The 20,868-nt window shown below is 53.1% G+C and carries 12 protein-coding genes; 6 read left to right on the forward strand and 6 right to left on the reverse strand.

Annotation, left to right across the window (positions count from 1 at the left end):
• The first annotated feature begins 121 nt into the window (after positions 1-121).
• Together JWJ90_RS02745 and JWJ90_RS02750 are read left to right on the forward strand one after the other, a co-directional pair.
• On the forward strand, positions 122-1,339 hold the full coding sequence (locus JWJ90_RS02745; protein WP_205225645.1) for a sensor histidine kinase: 1,218 nt from the start codon (positions 122-124) through the stop codon (positions 1,337-1,339).
• A complete protein-coding gene (locus JWJ90_RS02750; protein WP_205225646.1) occupies positions 1,336-2,736 on the forward strand; it encodes a sigma-54-dependent transcriptional regulator in 1,401 nt (466 codons plus the stop codon). Before JWJ90_RS02745 ends, JWJ90_RS02750 begins: the two co-directional genes overlap by 4 nt.
• Positions 2,737-2,817: 81 nt before the next feature.
• Here JWJ90_RS02750 and JWJ90_RS02755 read toward each other — a convergent pair whose 3' ends face one another.
• Positions 2,818-3,747 (reverse strand): hypothetical protein, encoded by a 930-nt coding sequence (locus JWJ90_RS02755; RefSeq protein WP_205225647.1) that lies wholly within the window; start codon positions 3,745-3,747, stop codon positions 2,818-2,820.
• Positions 3,748-3,809: 62 nt separating this feature from the next.
• Positions 3,810-4,628, reverse strand: a complete 819-nt coding sequence (locus JWJ90_RS02760; RefSeq protein WP_205225648.1) for an RNA polymerase sigma factor — start codon at positions 4,626-4,628, stop codon at positions 3,810-3,812.
• Positions 4,629-4,939: 311 nt separating this feature from the next.
• On the opposite strand from JWJ90_RS02760, the gene JWJ90_RS02765 reads away from it, so the two are divergent.
• A complete protein-coding gene (locus JWJ90_RS02765) occupies positions 4,940-6,655 on the forward strand; it encodes a vWA domain-containing protein (protein WP_205225649.1) in 1,716 nt (571 codons plus the stop codon).
• On the opposite strand, the gene JWJ90_RS02770 is transcribed toward JWJ90_RS02765, so the two are convergent.
• Positions 6,648-7,142, reverse strand: coding sequence for an alpha/beta hydrolase (locus JWJ90_RS02770; RefSeq protein ID WP_205225650.1), 495 nt, complete (start codon positions 7,140-7,142; stop codon positions 6,648-6,650). The two genes, JWJ90_RS02765 and JWJ90_RS02770, sit on opposite strands and share 8 nt — an antisense overlap.
• Before the next feature lie 542 nt (positions 7,143-7,684).
• On the opposite strand from JWJ90_RS02770, the gene JWJ90_RS02775 reads away from it, so the two are divergent.
• The 3 genes from JWJ90_RS02775 to JWJ90_RS02785 are packed head-to-tail and all read left to right on the forward strand — an operon-like array spanning position 7,685 to position 17,504.
• Positions 7,685-15,313 (forward strand): type I polyketide synthase, encoded by a 7,629-nt coding sequence (locus JWJ90_RS02775; protein ID WP_205225651.1) that lies wholly within the window; start codon positions 7,685-7,687, stop codon positions 15,311-15,313.
• A complete protein-coding gene (locus JWJ90_RS02780) occupies positions 15,303-16,655 on the forward strand; it encodes an aminotransferase class I/II-fold pyridoxal phosphate-dependent enzyme (protein ID WP_205225652.1) in 1,353 nt (450 codons plus the stop codon). The genes JWJ90_RS02775 and JWJ90_RS02780 overlap by 11 nt, the downstream gene beginning before the upstream one ends.
• 6 nt (positions 16,656-16,661) lie before the next feature.
• Entirely contained in the window at positions 16,662-17,504 is an 843-nt protein-coding gene (locus JWJ90_RS02785) for a 2-oxo acid dehydrogenase subunit E2 (RefSeq protein ID WP_205225653.1), read from the forward strand.
• Here JWJ90_RS02785 and JWJ90_RS02790 read toward each other — a convergent pair.
• The 3 genes from JWJ90_RS02790 to JWJ90_RS02800 are packed head-to-tail and all read right to left on the reverse strand — an operon-like array spanning position 17,496 to position 20,798.
• Positions 17,496-19,073, reverse strand: a complete 1,578-nt coding sequence (locus JWJ90_RS02790) for an LTA synthase family protein (protein WP_205225654.1) — start codon at positions 19,071-19,073, stop codon at positions 17,496-17,498. The two genes, JWJ90_RS02785 and JWJ90_RS02790, sit on opposite strands and share 9 nt — an antisense overlap.
• Positions 19,012-19,788 carry an SDR family NAD(P)-dependent oxidoreductase gene (locus JWJ90_RS02795; protein ID WP_205225655.1) on the reverse strand — a complete coding sequence of 259 codons (777 nt, stop codon included), beginning with the start codon at positions 19,786-19,788 and terminating at the stop codon, positions 19,012-19,014. Before JWJ90_RS02795 ends, JWJ90_RS02790 begins: the two co-directional genes overlap by 62 nt.
• Positions 19,785-20,798, reverse strand: coding sequence for a capsule biosynthesis protein (locus JWJ90_RS02800; protein ID WP_205225666.1), 1,014 nt, complete (start codon positions 20,796-20,798; stop codon positions 19,785-19,787). The genes JWJ90_RS02795 and JWJ90_RS02800 overlap by 4 nt, the downstream gene beginning before the upstream one ends.
• Positions 20,799-20,868: the final 70 nt, after the last annotated feature.

The raw sequence follows: 20,868 nt of genomic DNA on the forward strand, positions 1-20,868 counted from the left end.
ATGCGATTGATGGGTATGCTGTAACTTGTTGAAATAGAGCGCCTTATCATTTTGTATAGAATTGGTTACATGAAAGGGCGGCTAGCGAACGCTTTGTATAGTTTTGGTGACAGGGGGCGGGATGGAACAGAAGACAATACAGATCCTGGAGCAGCAACGCCAAGATCTGGTGATTCGTGTTCTGAAAAAACATGAGGAAATCGAGGCGACTCGATTTTTCACCGAGCGGATTCTTGCTGGAATCAGCGAATTTTTTATTCTTCTGGATAAGGATTTCCAGGTTATTCAAACCAATCGGGAATTTCTTGAGCGCACCGGCTATGCCCCCTTGGGGGAACAATCGCTTTGGTTGCATCAACTGTTTACAGAGGAGACAACGCAAAAAATTACCAAGGTGCTCAGGCGCGACGAGTTTGCCGAAATGGAGGCACAACTGACGACGCAGTCTGGGGAGCATTTGCCGGTGAAGATGCGCGGCTCAACCCATGTCACCCAAAACGGCAGGGTGCTGCATATGCTCATCTGTACCGATTGCAGTGAATTTTTTGAACTCATGTCCCAGATGCAGGAAGGACAAAAGCAACTGATGCATTCCAGCCGTCTGGCCAGCTTAGGCGAAATGGCCGCCGGTATCGGCCACGAGTTAACCCAGCCCCTGAATGCCATTCTTCTTTTTTCCAGAAACTGTCTCAAAGCCCTAGATACCCCTGGGGACCACAGCGAGATGCTCAAAGAAAATTTGCAGATCATCATCGACAGGGTGAACAAGGCGACCTCCATCATTACCACCATGCGCAGTTTTGGGCGCAAGGTGGATGAAGAACGAACTCCGGTTGATGTGAATGAGGTGCTGAATAAAATTATAAAATTCCTTGAAGCGCAACTGATGCTCAGCGAGGTCGAACTTGACCTCCGTCTGACTCCGGAACCCTGTGAGGCCATGGGCGTTGAGGTACGGCTGGAGCAGGTATTTTTAAATCTCCTCCAGAATGCAATTCAAGCCATGGGGCGGGTGGTGCTGCCCAAACTGACCATCACCAGTAAACTGACTGACTGTCTCAACCTGAGTACCATGCGCAAAGAACCCTATGTCCTGGTAACGGTGCAGGATAATGGGGAAGGCATACCTGAAGATTTACAGAAAAAAATTTTTGATCCATTTTTTACAACTCGGGAAGTGGGGACTGGTATGGGGTTGGGGCTTTCCATTGTCGATCGTATTGTACGGGGGATTTCCGGTTATATTGAGGTGGAAAGCGAACCAGGGAAAGGCGCCTGCTTTCTGGTTTATTTACCGCGGTGTCATCGACTGCCAAAAGAGCAGGAGGCAAAGCCATGAATATCCAACAGGGGGGGCGCCCCGAAATATTGGTTGTTGATGATGATCTCTATCTGCTTGCTGCCATTCAGCAAACCCTGGCGCTCAACGGCTACACCGTACAAACCTACGCCAACCCGGTGGAAGCGCTTGCAGGACTTGCCGGGCAGAATTTTTCCGCAGTGCTGGCCGATATTCGTATGCCGGAAATGAACGGTATGGAATTGCTTTCACGTATTCGTGCCTGTGATGCGGATCTGCCTGTCATTCTGATCACAGGTCATGGGGATATCTCCATGGCTGTGGAAGCGGTGAAAAAGGGCGCCTATCATTTTTTGCAGAAGCCCGTCGATGAGGAGATGATTCTGGCAACGCTTGCACGTGCCATTGAACGCAGACAACTGGTGTTGGAAAAACGGTTCCTGGAAAAACAGCTCCAGGCCAGTCGTGAAGGACGGTCCCGTTTTTACGGTATCATTGGCAGCCATCCGCTTATGCGTGGACTTTACACCCTTATTGAGGCGGTGGCAGACGAGCAGGATCCCGTCCTTATCAGTGGCGAAACCGGGACCGGCAAGGAGTTGGTGGCCAGGGCGATTCATGACAGCGGTGCGCGGGAGCGTCAGCCCTATGTGGCGGTCAATATGGGGGCGATTCCCTCGGAAATGATTGAGTCGGAACTCTTTGGTCATGAACGAGGGGCCTTTACCGGGGCTACGCAGCGTAAGGTGGGGAAGTTTGAATTTGCTGGCGAGGGAACGCTGTTTCTCGATGAAATTTGTTCCATGCCCGCCTCGTTACAGTCTAAGCTGTTGCGCGTGATTGAAGACCGCACCTTTTCGCGGGTGGGCAGCAATGCAGTGCTGCCCCTCAAGGCCCGCATCATAGCCGCCACCAATCGTGATCTGATGATGGAGATCGAGCGAGGGACCTTTCGCCAGGATCTTTACTTTCGCCTCAATGTCCTGCCGGTTCATCTACCGGCGCTCCGGGAGCGTAAAGAGGATATTCCCGAGTTGGTCGAGTATTTCTGGAAGGAGTACTGTGGAGCCCAGGGAGAAGAGGGGGGCACGTGTCCTGGAGAGTTGATACATCAGCTGGTGCGGCGGGATTGGCCGGGCAATATTCGTGAACTCCGCAATGTGGTCCGCCGCTACTGTGTGCTTGGTGATGCCCAACCGGTTAGTGACCAGGGGGGAGCAGAGGAAGACAACTCTCTGAAGGGGGAGAATCTTTCTTTACGAGCCTTCATGGAGCAGCAGGAAAAGCGCTATATCGAACAAATTTTAGCTCAGACCGGCGGACAAATAACCGTGGCGCACAAAATTTTAGGGATATCCCGCAAAAGTATGTACGACAAAATCAATAAATACCGCCTGGATTTGACGTGTTTTCGGCAAGAAAACAAAGAAACATAATTTTTACCTGAAGCCGTGAAGTAAACTTTATCGGCGTGCATCTGCCGTCACGGATTCAGGGCTAATCATACAAGGTTTTACTCAGAAGTCGTCAACCAGGGGCAGTATGATCGAGCATCGCTGGGAATCGGGTTGGTGTTCCGTCTTTTTGATCTGCTGAAGAATGGTTTTTATCTGATGTCGTTGCCTCGTCGATAGGCTGCCTGTCCCTTTCTGTTTCAGGAGTAGTTGCCCGTATCGGGCTATATCGAGAAAGAATGATGGAGCAGGTGTTTTGTGGCATCCCTGTTGTATCATCCTTTGCCAATGGGTGATGCTGGGAACTGTGGCAGACAAGCGCATGGATTGGTCGCTAGCCTGTGGCGTGGCAAAGGAGGAGACAGTGCTTCGTTTTGCCTTCCGTGGCAGGGACTCGCCGAAAATCGCCGGTGGTGCAATGGACTCCTCTTCTCTTGTTGTTGCCTGGTTACTGTCAGCAGGTGGTGCAGGAAACGATTGCCTGGCTTCGCTGGCCGTACTCATTTTTTGAGTTGAGGTTTCTGACTGCCGCAGTGTTTCGGGTTCAGATGGGGGGAGAGCCGGGATTGAATCTGAGGGTTGCTCGGCCTGCGGTAACACCTTGTATTGCAGCGGCAGCGAGTCGGTTGTCGGCTGCAGGGTGATCTGCACAAAGACGGCGACACTGGCGGCAACCGCCAGCAGGGAACCCGTCGCCGCGAGGACTTTGGGCTTGGAAAGAAACCGGTGCAGGGTGGTGGGCCTGTTTGTTTTTTGTTGGTTTTGCCAATAGGCATCCAGACGCATCCATAGAGCAAGGCAGTTCTCGCAATCAGCCAGGTGTGCCATGCAGGCGTCCGTTGTCGTCCGATCAAGCCTGCCTTCCACCAGCGCGGCCAGAGTTTCGTTATCCAGGCATTCGCTTTCTGGTTGGGGCCTTCCCGCAAGCAGGGCAAGGAGTGCCAGTCGCTGCTGCTGGTGTTGCGCATGTTTGAGTTTTGTGATCTTGCCCATGACGGTGTTCTCAGGCTCCCTCGAAAAAATGTGTATACCAAGAGACGACGGACATATTTGCCTTATGTGTCGTTTTCTTGCAGAAGAAGCTGCAAATCTTCTTCCAAGCCAGCCGCACAAAATTGCTGGCGGATTTTTTGGAGAAGGCGACGTAACCGCCCATGCACCTGATGTCGATTCCAGCCAAGCATGCGGCCAGCCTCGGCAACCGGTAGGCCATCTCGAAAGCAGAGTTTGAGCAGAAGCCGCTCTCGAGGTACCAGCTCCAGTTTGACTTGGTGTATTTTTTTAAGAACGGGCAGCACCGTGTCCGTGCGTTCCTGGTCAAAAAAAATTTGAGCAACAGCATGAAGCCATTGAGCCCGTTCTTCTTCTTCCAACCGCTGGCTTGGACCTGCCTGTTCCGCTTCGGGATCGGTCATCTCATCTTCCAAGGCGACTGATTCCCCTTGTCGACCTCCACAATGGGGGAGCTCCCCAAGAAGCTGGTAGGCTGTCCGCTCCACAACTTGTGTATTCCTGGCCTGCCGGGTCGAGAGTATTTCTACGGCCTCAGCTGGGCTGTAGCGTTCCAGGCAGAGCAGGCGAAAGAGCGACATCCAGATTCCGCCTAGCTTCCGCACCCAACCTGGCGCTTGCAGGCGTCCGAAGCGGTTCCTGGAAAAATCCTCCAATAAACGCAAGCTCACCGAGGCCAGGTAGGTCGAGAGGGATGCCTTTCCGGAGAACGCCTGCACACGCTGCCAGTTATTTTCAGCGAGTTTATCCATGACAAACAGTGCGGCCTCCTCCGCCAACTCTTCACGGGAAAAGCGGCGTTTGGCCAGGTGATTGATCATCGGCCAATGTTCAAGAGTTTGCTGTTGCCAGGATTGGGTCATGATTCACTGATTTGCACTGAAATTTTTAGGCCGCTACAATAAATTATATTTTTCGCGACACATTCGAGAAGGGAAACCGTCAAAAAAAATAGAGCATCACGGATGTAAGTGATGGATCAATTTATGGGAACCTTGAATAATTGCTTTTTCTGCCAATCCCGCGGAGTCTGGCGCTTACCTCGTCATGCTTAAAATTTTATCCTCGGAATATAACTATATGCCTGCGGTAAAATTTTGCGCAATCCTTGGCCTTGATTGAAAAATCTAATTATTCAAGATCCCCTTCTCTTGTAAAAAAAGGAGTTCTCACGATGAAGAAGCAAACGCTCGTAGTGTTGTGTTCCCTGGTTTTTGTTGCCGGCTGTACTGATTCTCTGCATAAAGAAGAAAAGGCGGATGGTACTATCCAGGTGCAGGAACAGGAGGTCGCCCTCACCGAGGTCCGGCCTCAGATGGATGCAAAAAGAAATTATATGGCAACCATGCGGTCCAAGTCGTTGGCCGTCGCGCCCATGGCTACCGGTTCGGGAGCGGCCCTGCGAAATTTCTTGGATCCCTGGCCACAAAAATCTCCGGAATGGAACCGTGAATCCTACGATGCCCGGCAGGAAAACGGTTTTATCAATGCCGCAGCCGATCCCCTCTCCACCTTTAGTATCGATGTGGACACGGCAAGTTATGCCAATGTTCGTCGTTTTGTCAATGGCGGCAGTTTACCCCCGGTGGGAGCAGTCCGCATTGAGGAGATGATCAATTATTTTTCCTACGACTATCCAGAGCCGCAGGGCAAGGATCCTTTTACCCTGACGGCTGAGGTGGGAGCCAGCCCTTTTCATTCCGACTACCTGCTGGCCCGTATCGGCCTGAAAGCAAAAGCACTGCCCAAAGAGCAGTTACCTGCATCCAACCTGGTCTTTCTTATGGATGTCTCCGGTTCCATGCAGTCTGCCAACAAGCTTCCCCTGCTGCAACGGGCTTTGCCCCTCTTGGTCCAACAACTGGATAGAAAAGATCGGGTCGCCCTGGTTGTCTATGCCGGTGCCGATCGGGTGGTCCTCGAACCCACATCCGGTGATCGTCAACAGGAAATTTTGCAGGCCATTGAACATCTCCGTGCTGGTGGCTCGACCCATGCGTCCAGTGGTATTCGTACCGCCTATGAGCTGGCACGAAAATCGTTTATACCCGGTGGTAATAACCGGGTGATCCTAGCCTCAGACGGCGATTTTAATGTTGGGGTGACCAGCCGCGACGAGTTGACCCGTCTCATTGAAAAAGAGCGTGAAGATGGAATTTATTTAACGGTTCTTGGTCTTGGCATGGGCAACTACCATGATGATACCATGGAGGTCCTTGCAGATAAAGGCAATGGCAACTATGCCTATATCGATAGTCTGTTGGAGGCAAAAAAAGTTCTGGTCAAGGAGATGAGCGGCACTCTCTTTGCATTAGCCAATGATGTCAAAATTCAGGTCGAATTCAATCCGGCACAGGTGGGAGCCTATCGGCTGATTGGCTACGAGAACCGCATGCTGGCCGATGAGGACTTTAAAGACGACAGCAAGGATGCCGGAGAAGTCGGGGTGGGCCACCGGGTGACGGCACTGTATGAGTTGATTCCTGCCGGGCATACGGCTATTCCTCAGCTTGATCCCCTGAAGTATCAGAAGGTGAACGCAGTTCAGTCTGCAACAAGTGATGAGCTGATGACTGTGAAACTGCGCTACAAACCCGAAGGAAAAAAGGCTTCACAACAGATTTCCCGGGCAGTGACTGCGGGGAACAAGCAGGTGTCGGCTGATTTTCAGTTTGCCTCCGCCGTGGCAGGATACGGTATGCTGCTCACCCATTCAAAACATCTGGGGGATTTCAGCTGGCAAGACTGCCTGCAACTGGCCCGCACAGGCCGCGGAGCTGATGCAGAAGGGTACCGGGCTGAGTTTTACCGGTTAGTGGAGGCAAGTGAGTTACTTTCCAATGAGCAACCAAAAAACAAGCCGCCCGAGCCGCAGCCAACGCTCAGGTAAGGAAAGCCGCCCAGTCCAGCTTGGGGAAGATGGCATGGAGCATATGATCATCTTCCTCCAGGCGAATTTCCAGATCATTAAATGTTGCCTCAGCCTGAGGCTGAACCAGCGCCGGGGGACAGACCGTATCGTGCCGCCCCATGATAAGCAGGGTTGGCACATCTATTTTTTTCTTTGGGGGCTCATATCCCTCAAAGTTAAGTGCTGGTGCCAGCAGGATGAGTTGCTGGCATTTTTGGGGGTTGCTTAGGGCAAAACAGGTTGCCATGAGACCTCCAAAGCTTGAACCCACAAGGATAAGCCGCTCCAGTCGGGCCACCTGGGTTTGCAGTTGCGCGAGGCGTTGGTCCAATGTGCCCTCGTAATTCTGCATCTGGACTTGAGGAAAATTTTGGCGAAACCACTTGGCCTTGGTTCCCTCAATGGAGGAATCAAGGCCGTGGAGAAATAAAGAGGTGGCTGGTGGGGGGGTAACAGTTTGTGTCATAATCATTTAAAGGATGAAAAATGAGAGAGAATTCGATAGGGTGAGTGGCTGAAAATTGACGTGCGGTGTTTGTTTTCCGATAGAGATAACCTGTTGGAATCGCTCGGAGCCCTTCTGCTGTAAAGGAAAAGAGAAGTTTTTTGTCTGTTTGCAGCTCTTAGACAGAGATGGGTAATTGGGAGCAAGGAAAAGCTCTATTTTTTTAGAAAATTAAAGTATACTCCCAAGATAAACTCACCGCAATGAGCCAGAACCCTAACGTATATGCAAAATGTTGCCTGGAGTCGTGACGGCGGATTGTGGGCCGAACAGTTTATCCTCTTTCATGGACACAGATTCTGTCAGAACAAACCTGTACTGTTTAGCACTCTCCACAGCCCTTCGGGGCATCCATACGTACGCCAGACCCATGCAGTGTGCGTTACGGCCTGTCCCAACAACAAAACTGGCGCACCTTTGAATGTTCACGAATTCAGGTGTAACTCAATCTTTTTACACCGGCAGGAACCGATGCCGGTTTCTCACCATATATCATAAAATTCATGACACGTCGCGTTGCTGTAATCAGTTACGCCTTTCGTTTTCCAGGCACGAGTAAAGAGTGTTTCTGGAAAGATCTGCTTGATGGACGTAATCTCATTACCGAGGTTCAGGCAGAACGATGGGCGCAGGAATCTTTTCTCCACCCTAAAAAAAATCATCCAGGTACCAGTTATACCTTTGCAGCGGGCTCCATTGGCGATGTCAGTGGCTTTGATGCGCACTTCTTTGGGATATCCCCCCGGGAGGCCACGGTTATGGATCCCCAGCAGCGTCTGCTTCTGGAGATGACCTGGGAGGCTCTGGAGAATGGTGGAATCTGTCCATCCTCACTCAAAGGCAGTAAGTGTGGAGTGTTTATTGGCATTGCCAGTGCCGATTATTCCTATCGTTTAGCCGATGATTTAAACAGCATCGATGCTTCGGTCGCCACCGGGAATACAGCCAGTATCGCCGCCAATCGTCTTTCTTACGTTTTTGATCTTTGTGGGCCGAGTATGGCGATCGACACCGCCTGCTCCTCTTCCTTGGTGGCCTTTCATCAGGCCTGTAGCTCGATTCTCTCTGGAGAAAGTGACTTTGCGCTTACAGGTGGCGTGAGTCTCCACCTCCATCCCTATGGATTTTTGACCTTTTCCAAGGCCTCCATGCTCTCTCCCCGTGGGCTTTGCAATGTCTTTGACGCGGATGCCGATGGCTATGTGCGCTCCGAGGGCGGTGGCATATTCTTTCTCAAGGAGTATGAACAGGCCAAAGCGGATGGGGATCCGATTGTGGCTGTGGTGGCGGCAACCGCAGTCAATGCCGATGGCCGCAAGACGGGCCTCACCGTGCCCAGTCCCAAGCGGCAGGCTGAATTGTTGCGCTCCGTTTATGCGCAGGCTGCTATCAGCCCGGAACGCCTGGATTATATCGAAGCCCACGGCACAGGGACGGCTGTTGGTGACCCGGTGGAAGCACGGGCTATCGGTGAAGCCTTGGGAGCCTGCCGAACTTCCGGCCCGCTGCCCATCGGTTCTGTTAAGGGGAATCTGGGTCACCTGGAAGCTGCCTCGGGCGTGGCTGGTTTGGTGAAGGCGCTTAATTGTTTGCACCACCGGACAATTCCAGCCTCAATAGGTATGGAGACCCCGAATCCGAATATTGATTTTGATGCGCTCAATATCGACATCGTCACCCGGCCGCGTTCGTTGCATGCAGAGGGGCAAGTGACTGTTGGCGTCAACTCCTTTGGTTTTGGCGGCGCCAACGCCCATGTTATTTTACAGACCCCTGCTGAGGCAGAGGGAAATCTTGCAGAGAAGAGCCCGGTTGTTGCCCCATTGATCCTCTCTGCCCGCGATAAAGATGCACTTCCCGCCATGGCCAAAGCCTACGGAGAGCTGGTGCAGCTCCATCCCGAACAGTATGCAGCCATTGCCTATAATGCGGCCTTTCGACGTGAACGATTACCCCATGGGCTTATTTGCTGGCCAGAGAATGGGGAGCAGGTGGCGCCCCTGCTTGCCCAGGCTGCAGAGGGGGAAAATGTACCAGGTATAATAAGCGCAACAGCGCTGGATGCTCCTTCCGGGACGGCCCTGATCTATTCCGGAAATGGTTCGCAATGGGCGGGTATGGGGCGCGGTCTGCTTACCGATCCGCTCTTTGCCCAGACAATTGCAGAGATCGATACCACCTTTGAGCCGCTTGCCGGTTTTGCTTTACGTGATGAGTTGTCAAAAACGGGCGAAGAAGACCGGTATCAGTTTACAGAAATTGCTCAACCCGCCCTCTTTGCCCTACAGGTCGGGCTCACCCGTATGCTGCAACGTGCAGGGATTGTCCCGGTCGCCGTTGCCGGACACAGTGTTGGCGAGGTGGCTGCCGCCTGGGCAGCGGGTATTCTTGATCTTGAGTCGGCGGTCTTTGTCATCTATCATCGCAGTCGCCTGCAGGGGACAACCAAGGGGCAGGGGCAGATGACCGCGGTGGGAATGAGTGGGCCAGAATCCCTTGAATTGCTTGCATCTCTGGGGCTTGAACAACAACTTGCCCTGGCTGGAAGTAACAGTTACCGGGGAGCGACACTGGCCGGTGATCCCGGAGCGCTTGCGATCGTGGAGGCCGAGCTGTCCCGACGCGAACTCTTTTTTCGGCGGCTGGATCTGGATTACGCCTTTCATAGCCCGGTGATGGATTCGACTCGTCAAGGCGTATATGGGGCACTGGCATCCCTGCGCCCCTCTACGGGGAATGTCCCCATGTACTCCACGGTGACAGGAAAACGCATTGAGGGCACTGAGCTTGGTGCAGAGTACTGGTGGCTGAATATTCGCAAACCGGTCCTCTTTCAGCAGGCGATCGAAGCCATGCAGGCAGATGGCATCAATATTTTTATGGAGGTTGGGCCCCATCCGGTTCTGCGAAGCTATCTCAATGATTGCATCAGGGGGGCAGAAACCGAGGGCCGGGTTATTCCCACCATAAATCGCGAAGATGACGCTCCACTCCGTGTTGTCGAGGCCTGTGGCCAGGCCATTCTTGCCGGAGCCCCCATTGACTGGTCAGGCTATTTTGCTACAGCCCAGCCTTTTATACAGTTGCCCAATTACCCCTTTCTGCGGGAGCGCTACTGGCACAGTCAGACCCCAGAGGCCTATGGCACACTGGATCGACACAAGGTGCATCCGTTCTTGGGGTATCCGTTACGCCAGCACAAACTCACCTGGGAAAATCGACTGGACACCCAACTAGTGCCCAGCCTGGCTGATCATGTGGTTGGCGAGGCAACGGTGTTTCCTGGTACCGGGTATGCAGAACTGGGACTGGCTGCTGCCTTTGCATGGCATGGCCAGGAATTGATCGAGATTGAGGATCTGGAAATTCGGTCACCGCTTCTTTTGGAAAGTGAGCGCTCACAGCTTGTCCAGGTGCAGATTCAGGAGAAAGACGGGAGTACCACCATACAGGGACGGGGACTGGGAGGCGAAGATCCCTGGACTGTTCATGGCGTCTGTCGCATTCTGCAGGAACCTGGTGATCTGTTGTTGCGCGTGGAGGCTCCGACACTGCCCATCCGCCAACCTGACTTTACAGGAGCGAGCCACCTGGGACTTACCAAGATTGTGGGCCTGGATTACGGCCCAGCCTTTCAATGTATTGATCATGGCTGGGTGATAGATCAGCAATCCGTGTTGGCGGTTTTACGGTTGCCCGAGCATTTGGAGCAGGAAAATCAACACATGCACCTGCATCCGGCGTTGCTCGATTGCTCCTTTCAGTTGATCATTCAACTTATGCGAGAACGGGTTGCCCTGAATGAAGGGGTGACCTTTATTCCCGTTCGCATGGGGCGTATTGCCTATCGCAAAGAGACCGGTGTCGCAACGCTTGCACAGGTGCGGCTGCGTCGCTGGACCGAGCAATCTATCAGTGCTGATTTTACCCTGTTTGATGAGGATGGCCGGGGCGTGGCCGTGATCCAGGAGGCCCGTTTTCGCAGAATTCGTTTACGCAAAGGGGCGACGGACCGGCTGCAACTGCTGAAAGAATGGTGGGAGCCCATGCCCCTAGCTGACAGCATGCATGAGTCGTCTTCACTTTCCTTCAAGCGGGTGGAAGAGATCCTGAGCGAAGTGGCGGCCCGCATTGGCCTATCAGGCTCCTCTCGCCGCTACACTCAGGAGGTCGATCCCCTGTTGGATGTCCTTTGCGGGGCCTGGATCAGGGAGGCCTGTGTGCAGTTGGCTGGGGCCAATGGGCTGATTAGCCAGGAAAATATTCGAGAGTGGTGTGCACGCCAGCCCAAGTTAACGCCATACATTAAGTATGTACTGGAACAGGGGGTTGAGGATCAGTCTCTGCTCAAAACAGCCGATGGATATGCCGTACAAACTGGAGACGAGGAAGAGGTTACTGCAACCGATATCTGGAACAGCATGGTGGCTGATTATCCAGACTCCTTTTCCCTGGTCCATGGTGTTGGTCAGATTGGTATGCACCTGGCGGATCTTATCGAGGGAAGGCTGGCACCTGGCGATATCTTTCCCCAGCGCAATTCCCTGGCAGCTCTTATTTGCCAGGTACTTGGGGGAGAGGGCAAGCAGCGGTTGGGCCAGGCCCTGCGTCAACTCATTGAGCATGCTCTGCGGAAACTTCCAGAAGGAGCCCGGCTCGGTGTGGTTGAGATAGGGCGGGAGGCCCCCACCCATGGCGCTGATATTTTGGCAGTTATGGATCCCCATTGCTGTGATTTCAGTTTTATAGGGATGGCCTCTGACTTTGCAGCCAAAGCTCCTCTTTTGGAAGAGCGTTATCCGCATATGCAGGTTGTAGCGTTTCAAGAGGAGGAAGCACAGGCAAAGCCTTTGCCGCGAGGTTCGCTTGTTCTGGTGACGCTTGATTTTGTCACCTTGGCCGAAGCGACGCAGGTGCTGAATCAGGCGCGCGACTGCCTGCTTCCCGGAGGCTCTCTGGTGGTCACCGGTATGCATCCGGCCAGATGGATTGACTTTCTTTACGGTGGTCTGCAACAGCACTGGCAGTTTTTCGATGCCGAATCCAGCCGTTCACGGCAAAACTCTGCACAATTCTGGATGCAGGAGCTGCAAAATCAGCAGCTGACTAACATCACGCAAGTTAATTTTTCTTCTGATACGCTTTCTGGCCCCTATATGCTTGTTGGACAGGCTACAGAGGGCATGTTGCCGCCTGCGCAGACTGCCGCACAGGCTGGTCCGCGCTCCTGGATTGTTCTTGCTGATGAGCAGGGCGTTTCCGCCACTTTGGCCGACAAGCTTGCCTCCGAGTTGCAGCGTAAAGGGGATATGGTGGTCGTGTCCCAGGGGGCAGGCGTAGAGGAGTTATGCGCCTTACTCAAGGAAACCACCGCACGTTATGGAGAGCTCGATGGACTTCTCCTGCTGTCAGGTCTTTCCCTAGAGGACAAACAAGAGGCTGTGTTTGAAGTCGAACGGCAAAGTAAGCGCTGTACACTGGCGGCGCAGATTCTTCAGGCCTGTGAACAATGCAGTATTACAACCACCTGCTGGCTGGTCACCTCTGGTGGTTGTGAGCCCGGTACACAGGCAAAAGATGTGCAGAGTCTTGGCTATGGTGATGCCGCCCTCTGGGGTTTTGGGCGTACCCTGATTAACGAGGCTCTTGATCTGCGCGTGCGTCTGGTGGACCTGGAGCGGGTTGAGGACGCAGTAAGTGTGGCCGCGCTCGTCCGCGAGCTTGATCTTCCCGATGCAGAACAGGAGGTTTGTCTGGCTGGTGCTGGGGCGCGTTACGTTCCCCGCTTGCAGAGTGAACCCCGCCAGATGGAGCCTGCAGTGGGGGAAGGGGAAAAGCAGGGCATTGTCCGCTTGGGCTTTTCCTTTGCCGGAAAACTCGGGAATCTCTGCTGGCAGGAGCAACCGGTGGTGAGTCTGGGGAAGGATGAGGTTGAGGTGAAAGTGTATGCAACCGGCCTTAACTTCCGCGACCTGATGTTCACCCTGGGGCTGCTTTCCGAGGAGGCAATAGAAAACGGATTTGCCGGCCCAACGCTTGGCCTAGAGTTTGCTGGTGTGGTTGTGCGTGTTGGTTCGACTGTGAGTCATTATGCTCCCGGTGATAAGGTAGTTGGCTTCGGGCCTTCCTGCTTTGCCGATCGGGTCATCACCAACGCAACTGCGATCACCCATTTACCCCAGGGGATCTCCTTTGAGGCGGCTGCCACCATCCCCTGTACTTTTTTCACCGTGTACTATGCCCTCCATTATCTGGCCCAGCTTGAACCTGGCGAGCGACTGCTGATTCATTGCGCGGCCGGTGGTGTTGGTATTGCAGCAGTCCAGATAGCCAAATGGATGGGGGCGGAAATTTATGTGACAGCCGGCTCCCGAGAAAAACGCGATTTTCTGCGTTTACTGGGTGTTGAGCATATTTTTGATTCGCGCAGCCTGGCCTATGCTGATGATATCATGGAGGTTACAGGTGGGCAGGGCGTTGATGTGGTGCTCAATTCGCTGGCTGGTGAGGCGGTCAATCGCAATTTTCGTCTCTTGAAGCCCTTTGGCCGCTTTCTGGAGTTGGGGAAGCGTGATTTTTATGAAAATACGAAGATAGGGTTGCGTCCATTTCGAAATAATATCAGCTATTTTGGTATTGATACCGACCAGCTGATGTATGCCCGTCCCGAACTGACCAGGCGTCTTTTTGCCGAGGTGATGGATCTGTTCAGTAATGGTATCCTGCACCCCTTGCCGTACAAGACGTTTGAGGCAGAAGATATTGTCGATGCCTTTCGCTACATGCAACAGGCTCGGCATATCGGGAAGATCGTGGTCACGTACCGAAGCGGAGTCAGCCAGGTCGCTCAACCTATGCCTGCCCCGCGGGAAAGTTTATGCCTCGCAGAACAGGCGAGTTTCCTCGTCACCGGTGGTTTAGGCGGGTTTGGTCTGAGAACTGCTCGCTGGCTGGTTGAAAAAGGTGCTCGTCATCTGGTGCTGATCAGTCGGAGTGGCCCTGTTTCCGATGAGGCCAAGGCTGCTCTGGAAGAATTCAGGCAGGCGAATGTGCAGGTGTTGGCAGAAGCCTGTGATGTCACCGATCGAGAAGGGTTGCAGCTGCTGCTGGATAAAATTGATGCCACAATGCCACCTTTAACGGGAATTGTCCACGCCGCCACCGTGATTGATGATGGTCTGATTCGTACCATGGATGCGGCGCAGATAAAAAAGGTGATGCTGCCCAAGGTGCTCGGTGCCTATAATCTTCACCAACTCTCATTAAAGCAGCCCCTCGATTTCTTTATTCTTTTTTCCTCTGCCACAACGCTCTTTGGCAATCCCGGCCAGGGAAATTACGTGGCAGCCAATTCCGCCCTGGAAGCTCTGGCCCATGAGCGAAGGGCAGCCGGTCTTGCGGCAACCTGTGTGCGCTGGGGGGCGATCGAGGAGGTGGGCTTTCTGGCCCGCAATACGGAAATCCGTGAGGCGCTTCAGGGAAGAATGGGCGGCTCTACCATAGAATCCACCGCCGCTTTGGAAATCCTTGAAGATTTACTGCTAACGGACCGGTCGGGATTTGGCGTGATGGAAATCGACTGGCGGGCTCTCTCCCGTTTTCTGCCCAGTGCCTCCAGTCCCAAATTCATGGAACTGGCACGTACCAGTGGCAAGGGCGATACGGATGAGGGCGATGCCGATGCCCTGCAACGCATGTTGGAAGAACTCTCTGAAGAAGAGTTACTCCAAGTCTGTGTTGATATGCTCAAGAGTGAGGTTGCGGAAATTCTGCGCATGGCTCCGGACAAGCTCGATCCGACCCGATCCATGTATGACATGGGGCTTGATTCGCTCATGGGCGTGGAACTGGTGGGAGCGCTGGAATCACGCTTTGGCATTCGCTTACCGGTGCTGATTCTCAGTCAGAACCCGACCATTACCAAGCTCGCGGAGTATATAACAACGCAGCTTCGGGGAACAGATGAAGAAGCCGAAGCCTGCGGTGAGCAGGAGGCCCTGGCGCAACAGGTTCAGCATCTTTCCGACCAACATGGCAGTGAAACCAGCATCAATATTGAGGAACTGACCCAGAATCTCCAGAACCAAGGGGCAGGGACAATTTCACGGATAATTCAACCTGATGCCGAATAGAAAACAGCCTGGGCTGACGGCCCAACTTAAAGATAAGCTCATTCAACAGGCACTGGAGAAGAAACTCAAGCGTGCAGAAAAGAGCGATATCGCCGCCTCTCCAACGAGACGAACCGGTGCGGCGCTGGATAATATTTCGGAACAGTTCTGTTCCTTCAGTCTTCATCCGGGCTATCAGCAGATCCGTATTATTAATGGCGGCGCTGAGCGTATGGGTATTGAAAACCCCTTTTTTCGTACCCATGGGGGAGTGGCCGGGGCGACCACGATTATTCAGGGCAAACAGTATCTGAACTATGCCAGTTATAACTACCTGGATTGCTCCGGGGATCCGCAGGTCAATATGGCTGCCCAAAAAGCGATTGATCGGTATGGGACCTCGGTGTCCGCCAGTCGTCTGGTCTCGGGTGAGCGACCTGTCCACCGCCAGCTGGAGAAAGCGTTGGCTCAGTTTTATGAGGTGGATGAGGCCATTGTCCTGGTCAGTGGCCATGCCACCAATGTCACCACGATTGGTTATCTCTTCGGGCCACGTGATCTGGTCCTCCACGATGATCTGATTCATAATTCCATTCTGCAGGGGATCAGCCTTTCCGGAGCGCGCAGACTCCCCTTTGCCCACAACGACTGGCAGGCGCTGGAAGCCATCCTCAACGAGCAGAGGCATCATTTCGAGCGGGTTTTGATCGTGGTGGAAGGGCTTTACAGCATGGACGGCGATTTTCCCGAGCTGCCCCGCTATATTGAGCTGAAAAAGAAATACAAAGCTTTTCTTATGGTGGATGAAGCCCATTCACTGGGGGTTATGGGAGAGCGTGGCGGAGGGATTCGTGAGCATTTCGGGGTCGCTGGCTCTGAGGTGGATATCTGGATGGGGACCTTGAGTAAAACTCTGGCTGGGTGCGGTGGTTATATCGCTGGAGAAACTGCTCTGATTGAGCATTTAAAATTTCTTGTCCCTGGATTTTTGTATTCCGTGGGCATGTCACCCCCACTTGCCGCGGCCTCCTTGAAGGCACTCTCGATTTTACAGCAGGAACCCGAGCGGGTGGCAGCACTGCAGCGCAACGGACAACTCTTTCTCAAACTTGCCCGGGAAGCCGGGATTGATGTGGGAACCAGCGAAGGACTCGCCGTTATTCCGGTAATCACCGGCAGTTCCATTCGCGCTGCCCGCTTATCTGCAGCTCTTTTTGCACGTCGTATTAATGTGCTGCCAATTCTGTATCCCGCAGTTCCTGAGAAAGCTGCCCGACTTCGTTTTTTTGTTTCCTGTCGGCATACCGAAGCCCAGATTCGGGAGACGGTGGAGATTTTAAGTGAGGAGCTGGACCGGTTATAAAATGACATGACCCATAAGGCCTCGTTAAGAAAGCAGTTCTGTGATCTCTGGAAGCAGCCCCAGGCTCCTGGTCAGATCACCCTGTATCCAAGGATGCGCAATGCCATCCTTGATATCATGGCCGAGGGACGCCGCAAGAACATCATCAACCTGCTGATTCAACCGGATGTGAGCCTGCTCTGCCAGGAGCTGGAGCGATTACGCAGCCAAAATGAGTCAGACAAACCCACACTGACTGCCTGCGTTGCCCATGTTTTTGCAGGCTGCATTGATGCGGATCGTTCACTCCAGGCCTACCGGCTTGGCCGGAAAAAACTTGTCATCTTTGATGAGGTGGATCTGGCAATGATGGTGGAGCGGGAGGTGGAGAACCAGTTGTTGCCGGTTGTGTATATCATTCGTGGAGCAAATACAAAATCGCTTGCCGAGATAGATCATTCGCTGCGGCAGGCCAAAACTACCCCTCTGGGCACGCACGGTCCTTTAAGCCGACTGGAGTATTTCTTTTTTACCCTGCCTCGTTTTCTGCGTCGACTGGTCTGGTGGTATCTGCGGCGGGATCCCTATAGCTTCAAGCAACTGGCAGGCACGGTTGGGATTACCTCCATGGGAATGCACACACAGGGCTCTGCTGTTGTGATTCCGATCACCCCCATGAGCCTGACGCTCTCCATTGGCTCACTGGAACAGGGGTGGCAAGTGATTGATGGTCAACCGGTTCAACGACAACTCTTGCAATGCAATATAGGCGCAGATCATGATGTTATTGATGGCGCTCCCCTGATGCGCTTTGCCGAACGATTTCGCCAGGCATTGGAGCAGGGGCTGCCACTTTGCTCGTCAAAGTAAGTTCATCTCTTTGAGTAGTACCTTTCCCAGATCTTCCACCTGCCGTTCTTTCTGCTCACTTCTGCTTCCATCTGTTCTGTTTGACCAAATCAGGTAGTCGGTTTTCCCATCAGGCGGTCCAAATGTTGTGTAAACTGTGGGCATGATGGGAACATGGTCACCGTACCAGCAGAGCCAGGCTTCTTTATCGAGAGAGCAAAGATGCTCACTGAGCATACCTGCCATGGTATCGGCATTGACCAGATGACGCAGGTAGATGAGCAGATCATCACAGCCTTCCGGTAGCAGGCTTGTGCAGTACTGTTCCGCTTCATGGGGAAGGGGGGTTTCCCAGTGGAGCGGGCCATGGTTTTCCATGGTGATGGCAAAAACGAAAAGGGGGGCGTCGCTTGATTGCGTCAGTTCTGTGCAGATCTTTTCCGCCAGGGCTGTATCGCCGATATAAGGGCCGCTTTTCTGCTCGACATCAAAGCATCTGATGTCAAGGAACTGATCAAAACCAAATTGAGGAAATATGGTGTTACGGCGATAAAATGCAGCCGGATAGGGGTGAATGCAGATGGTTCTGTAGCCCAACTGCTTCAAGAGAGACACCAGGGTGTAAGGGTACCAGCTGGCCAGTTTTCGGTAGGGGTTGAAGCGGTGCACCCCAATCTGTTCAGCTTTGATGCCGGAGAGAAAACCAAATTCCGTTCGTACTGTATTGGCCCCCCAGGCAGGCACCTGGAGTTGTCCGTATGTCGTGGACGAGTGTCTGAGCCTGTCCAGATGGGCAAGCAGGTTGGGAGCAATAGAAGGGTACCAGGAACGTGGATCAAAAAAGGATTCACTCTGGATCACCACCAGATGGGGGAGGGTGTTGATCGCTTTGCTCGGTGGGGGAGAAGAGGCATAGGGAGGCGTGATTTGCGGCTGTATTTTTTCAGCCAGCGCATAGGGCAGAAGACTGCCAATAAATCCATAGGTCTGAATATCATTCTTCGGATTCCAGGTGAATGGTTGGCGTTTTCTGGTTCCTCCAATAAGCAGCAGGCTGATTCCAATGATCAGTAGGCTAATCCCTGAGAGAAAGGTAGCAATAGAGAGGGGCCTGGTCAGAGGTGACTCCAGATACAGCCCCACACCGATCCCCATGATGACCCCAATTGTTGCCAGGATAGCCTTACCTATCCCGAAAAATGGCAGGTAGAGGCGAGGAAAGCGTATGGTATCAAGAAAATATTCAAAGTCCTGGGCAAAGAAAGGTTCGCGTAGACTGTGGTATTTGGCGTTATTGACCAGGACTAAAATGGTTTGAAAACAGAGGGCCACGGCGGCGGCAAACCAGGGGCGCTGAAACACTGCCAACTCAAAGCAGAAGACCGCCAGCCAGAGTCCCGCGTGTTGCGCAAGCGAGGAAATCGGTCTGTGCCAGGGGAGGGAAACTTTTGGTCGAACTAAGGCCTCAAGACCAAAGGAGCAGAGCAGGCCAAGAGCGAGTGCTGGCCAGATCAAGGCATAAAACGATTCAATGCCCATAACCCAGAAGCTGAAGAATACGTTGGCTGATGCAAGAGGGGAGGACTGCAAGATACCAGGTCCCCAGGTTCAATGGAAAGGGAAAGCTGATGCGGGCCTGGTTGCGGGCCAGCCGTCGCTTGATTACCTGTGCTGCCCGTTCCGGCGACCAGAGAAAAGGCTTGGGACCGGGCATCTCCCGACACATTTTTGATTCCACATACCCTGGCATGATCACATTCACGTGTATTCCTTCCGGGGCAAGCCAGCCTCGTAGAGCCTCGCCATAGGCCTTGATCGCTGCCTTGCTGGCACTGTAGCTCGGTGTGAGCGGGAGTCCATAGTAGGCGGCCAGCGAGCTGAACAGCCCAATCTGTCCAGAGCCACGCTGCCGCATGGCGGGGAGGGCCGCATCCACCACTGCCATGGCGGCTACCAGGTTGATTTCTATGAGTGCAGAACTCTCTTCCCAGGTTTCCCCCTGGCCGTTCGGGCCAATGTTCACATTTATCCCCGCTGTGGGCAGCAGTAGGTCGACAGTGTTTTCCTGGCTTACTGTGCTGACCCAATCACGTAGCTCATCGAGATTACGTACATCAAGTACTTTGGTGTGCACCTCTGCTCCTTTTTGACGGCAGAATTCGGCGACTTCCTGCAGACGTGCAGTATTCCTCCCCTGCAAAAACAGGATTTGCCCCGCTCCCGCATAGGCTTGGGCGAGCGCACTGCCAATACTGCCAGTTGCGCCGGTGATCAGCACGGTTGAAGGAGAGTTGTACGCACTCATAACAGCTCCTCAAGGGGAGAGCGGAGGGCTTCAAGGCGAGGAACAGCATTTTTTACAAGCATCTTGATTCCTTCGCTTGAATACAGGCCACCGTTAACCTGGGTGGTATGGATGACAGTATTGCGAAAGGCTCGATAGAGGCCACCGATTGGTTTTTCCAGATTGGTCCAGAAATCATCCAGGATACCCTGAAAGGTTAAGCCGGGAATATTATAAATTGGTTTACTCAGTGCAATGGTGGGGCAACGCCGGGAAAGAGCAGTCATCCCCACGGTGCTGTTGACCGTAACGGTCCCCAGAGCATTGTTAAGTAATTCAGGTAAATTACCGGTCTCCATATAATAGATCCTCTTCTCAAGATCAAAGCGTTTACTGATTCGTTTGATAATGGTTGGGTAATGATCAAGCCCAGCATCAAGTGGATGGTTTTTGATGATGAGAGCGGTGTGAGCAGGCGCATAACGAGCAAAGGAGCCCATGATATATTCCAGTGCCTCTGTCATATTGGCAAAGCGGGAATGGTTGCGAATCTGGGCATCACTGCTGAGCTGCAAAGGAAAGAGAAAGTAAGGAATGCCGTGCCGTAAAAGCGATAACAGAAGCTTGTCGTCTTTCTTGTGGTGATAGCGCAGGGTGGGCAGTCGCTTGATATAGCCCAGATACTCCACCGGTGCCGTCATCGGTGCGTGGGTTCGATATCCAGGGAAAAAAAGTGGATTGTATAATCCAGCGAGATGGTAGAGAACATCGTGATAGGCACGAATGTTAAATGAGTACGGAAAGGGGGCTCCCTGACGATACTCGGGCAGCGTTTTAGCAACCGACCGGTACCAGTCTGGATCTTTAGGCAGACGGGAGTAGCCATTGACCCCATTATGTTCAATGGTCACCCAGTAAGGGCGAAAATAGCCTTCTTCGATGACATGGGTGCGGATGCCAAATTCGGCAGCCCTATTGACCGCAGCCCGGTGAACCGGCCGACAGTCTCCAAAAAGGATCTGATCTGTGATGTTGTCTCTGCGGTATTTTTTTCCAAGAAGTCAGGAAGTTGTTGCACTCGTTCCTGAAAGTTCCAGGCAG

This window comes from Desulfobulbus rhabdoformis (genome assembly GCF_016919065.1).
Classification (GTDB): domain Bacteria; phylum Desulfobacterota; class Desulfobulbia; order Desulfobulbales; family Desulfobulbaceae; genus Desulfobulbus; species Desulfobulbus rhabdoformis.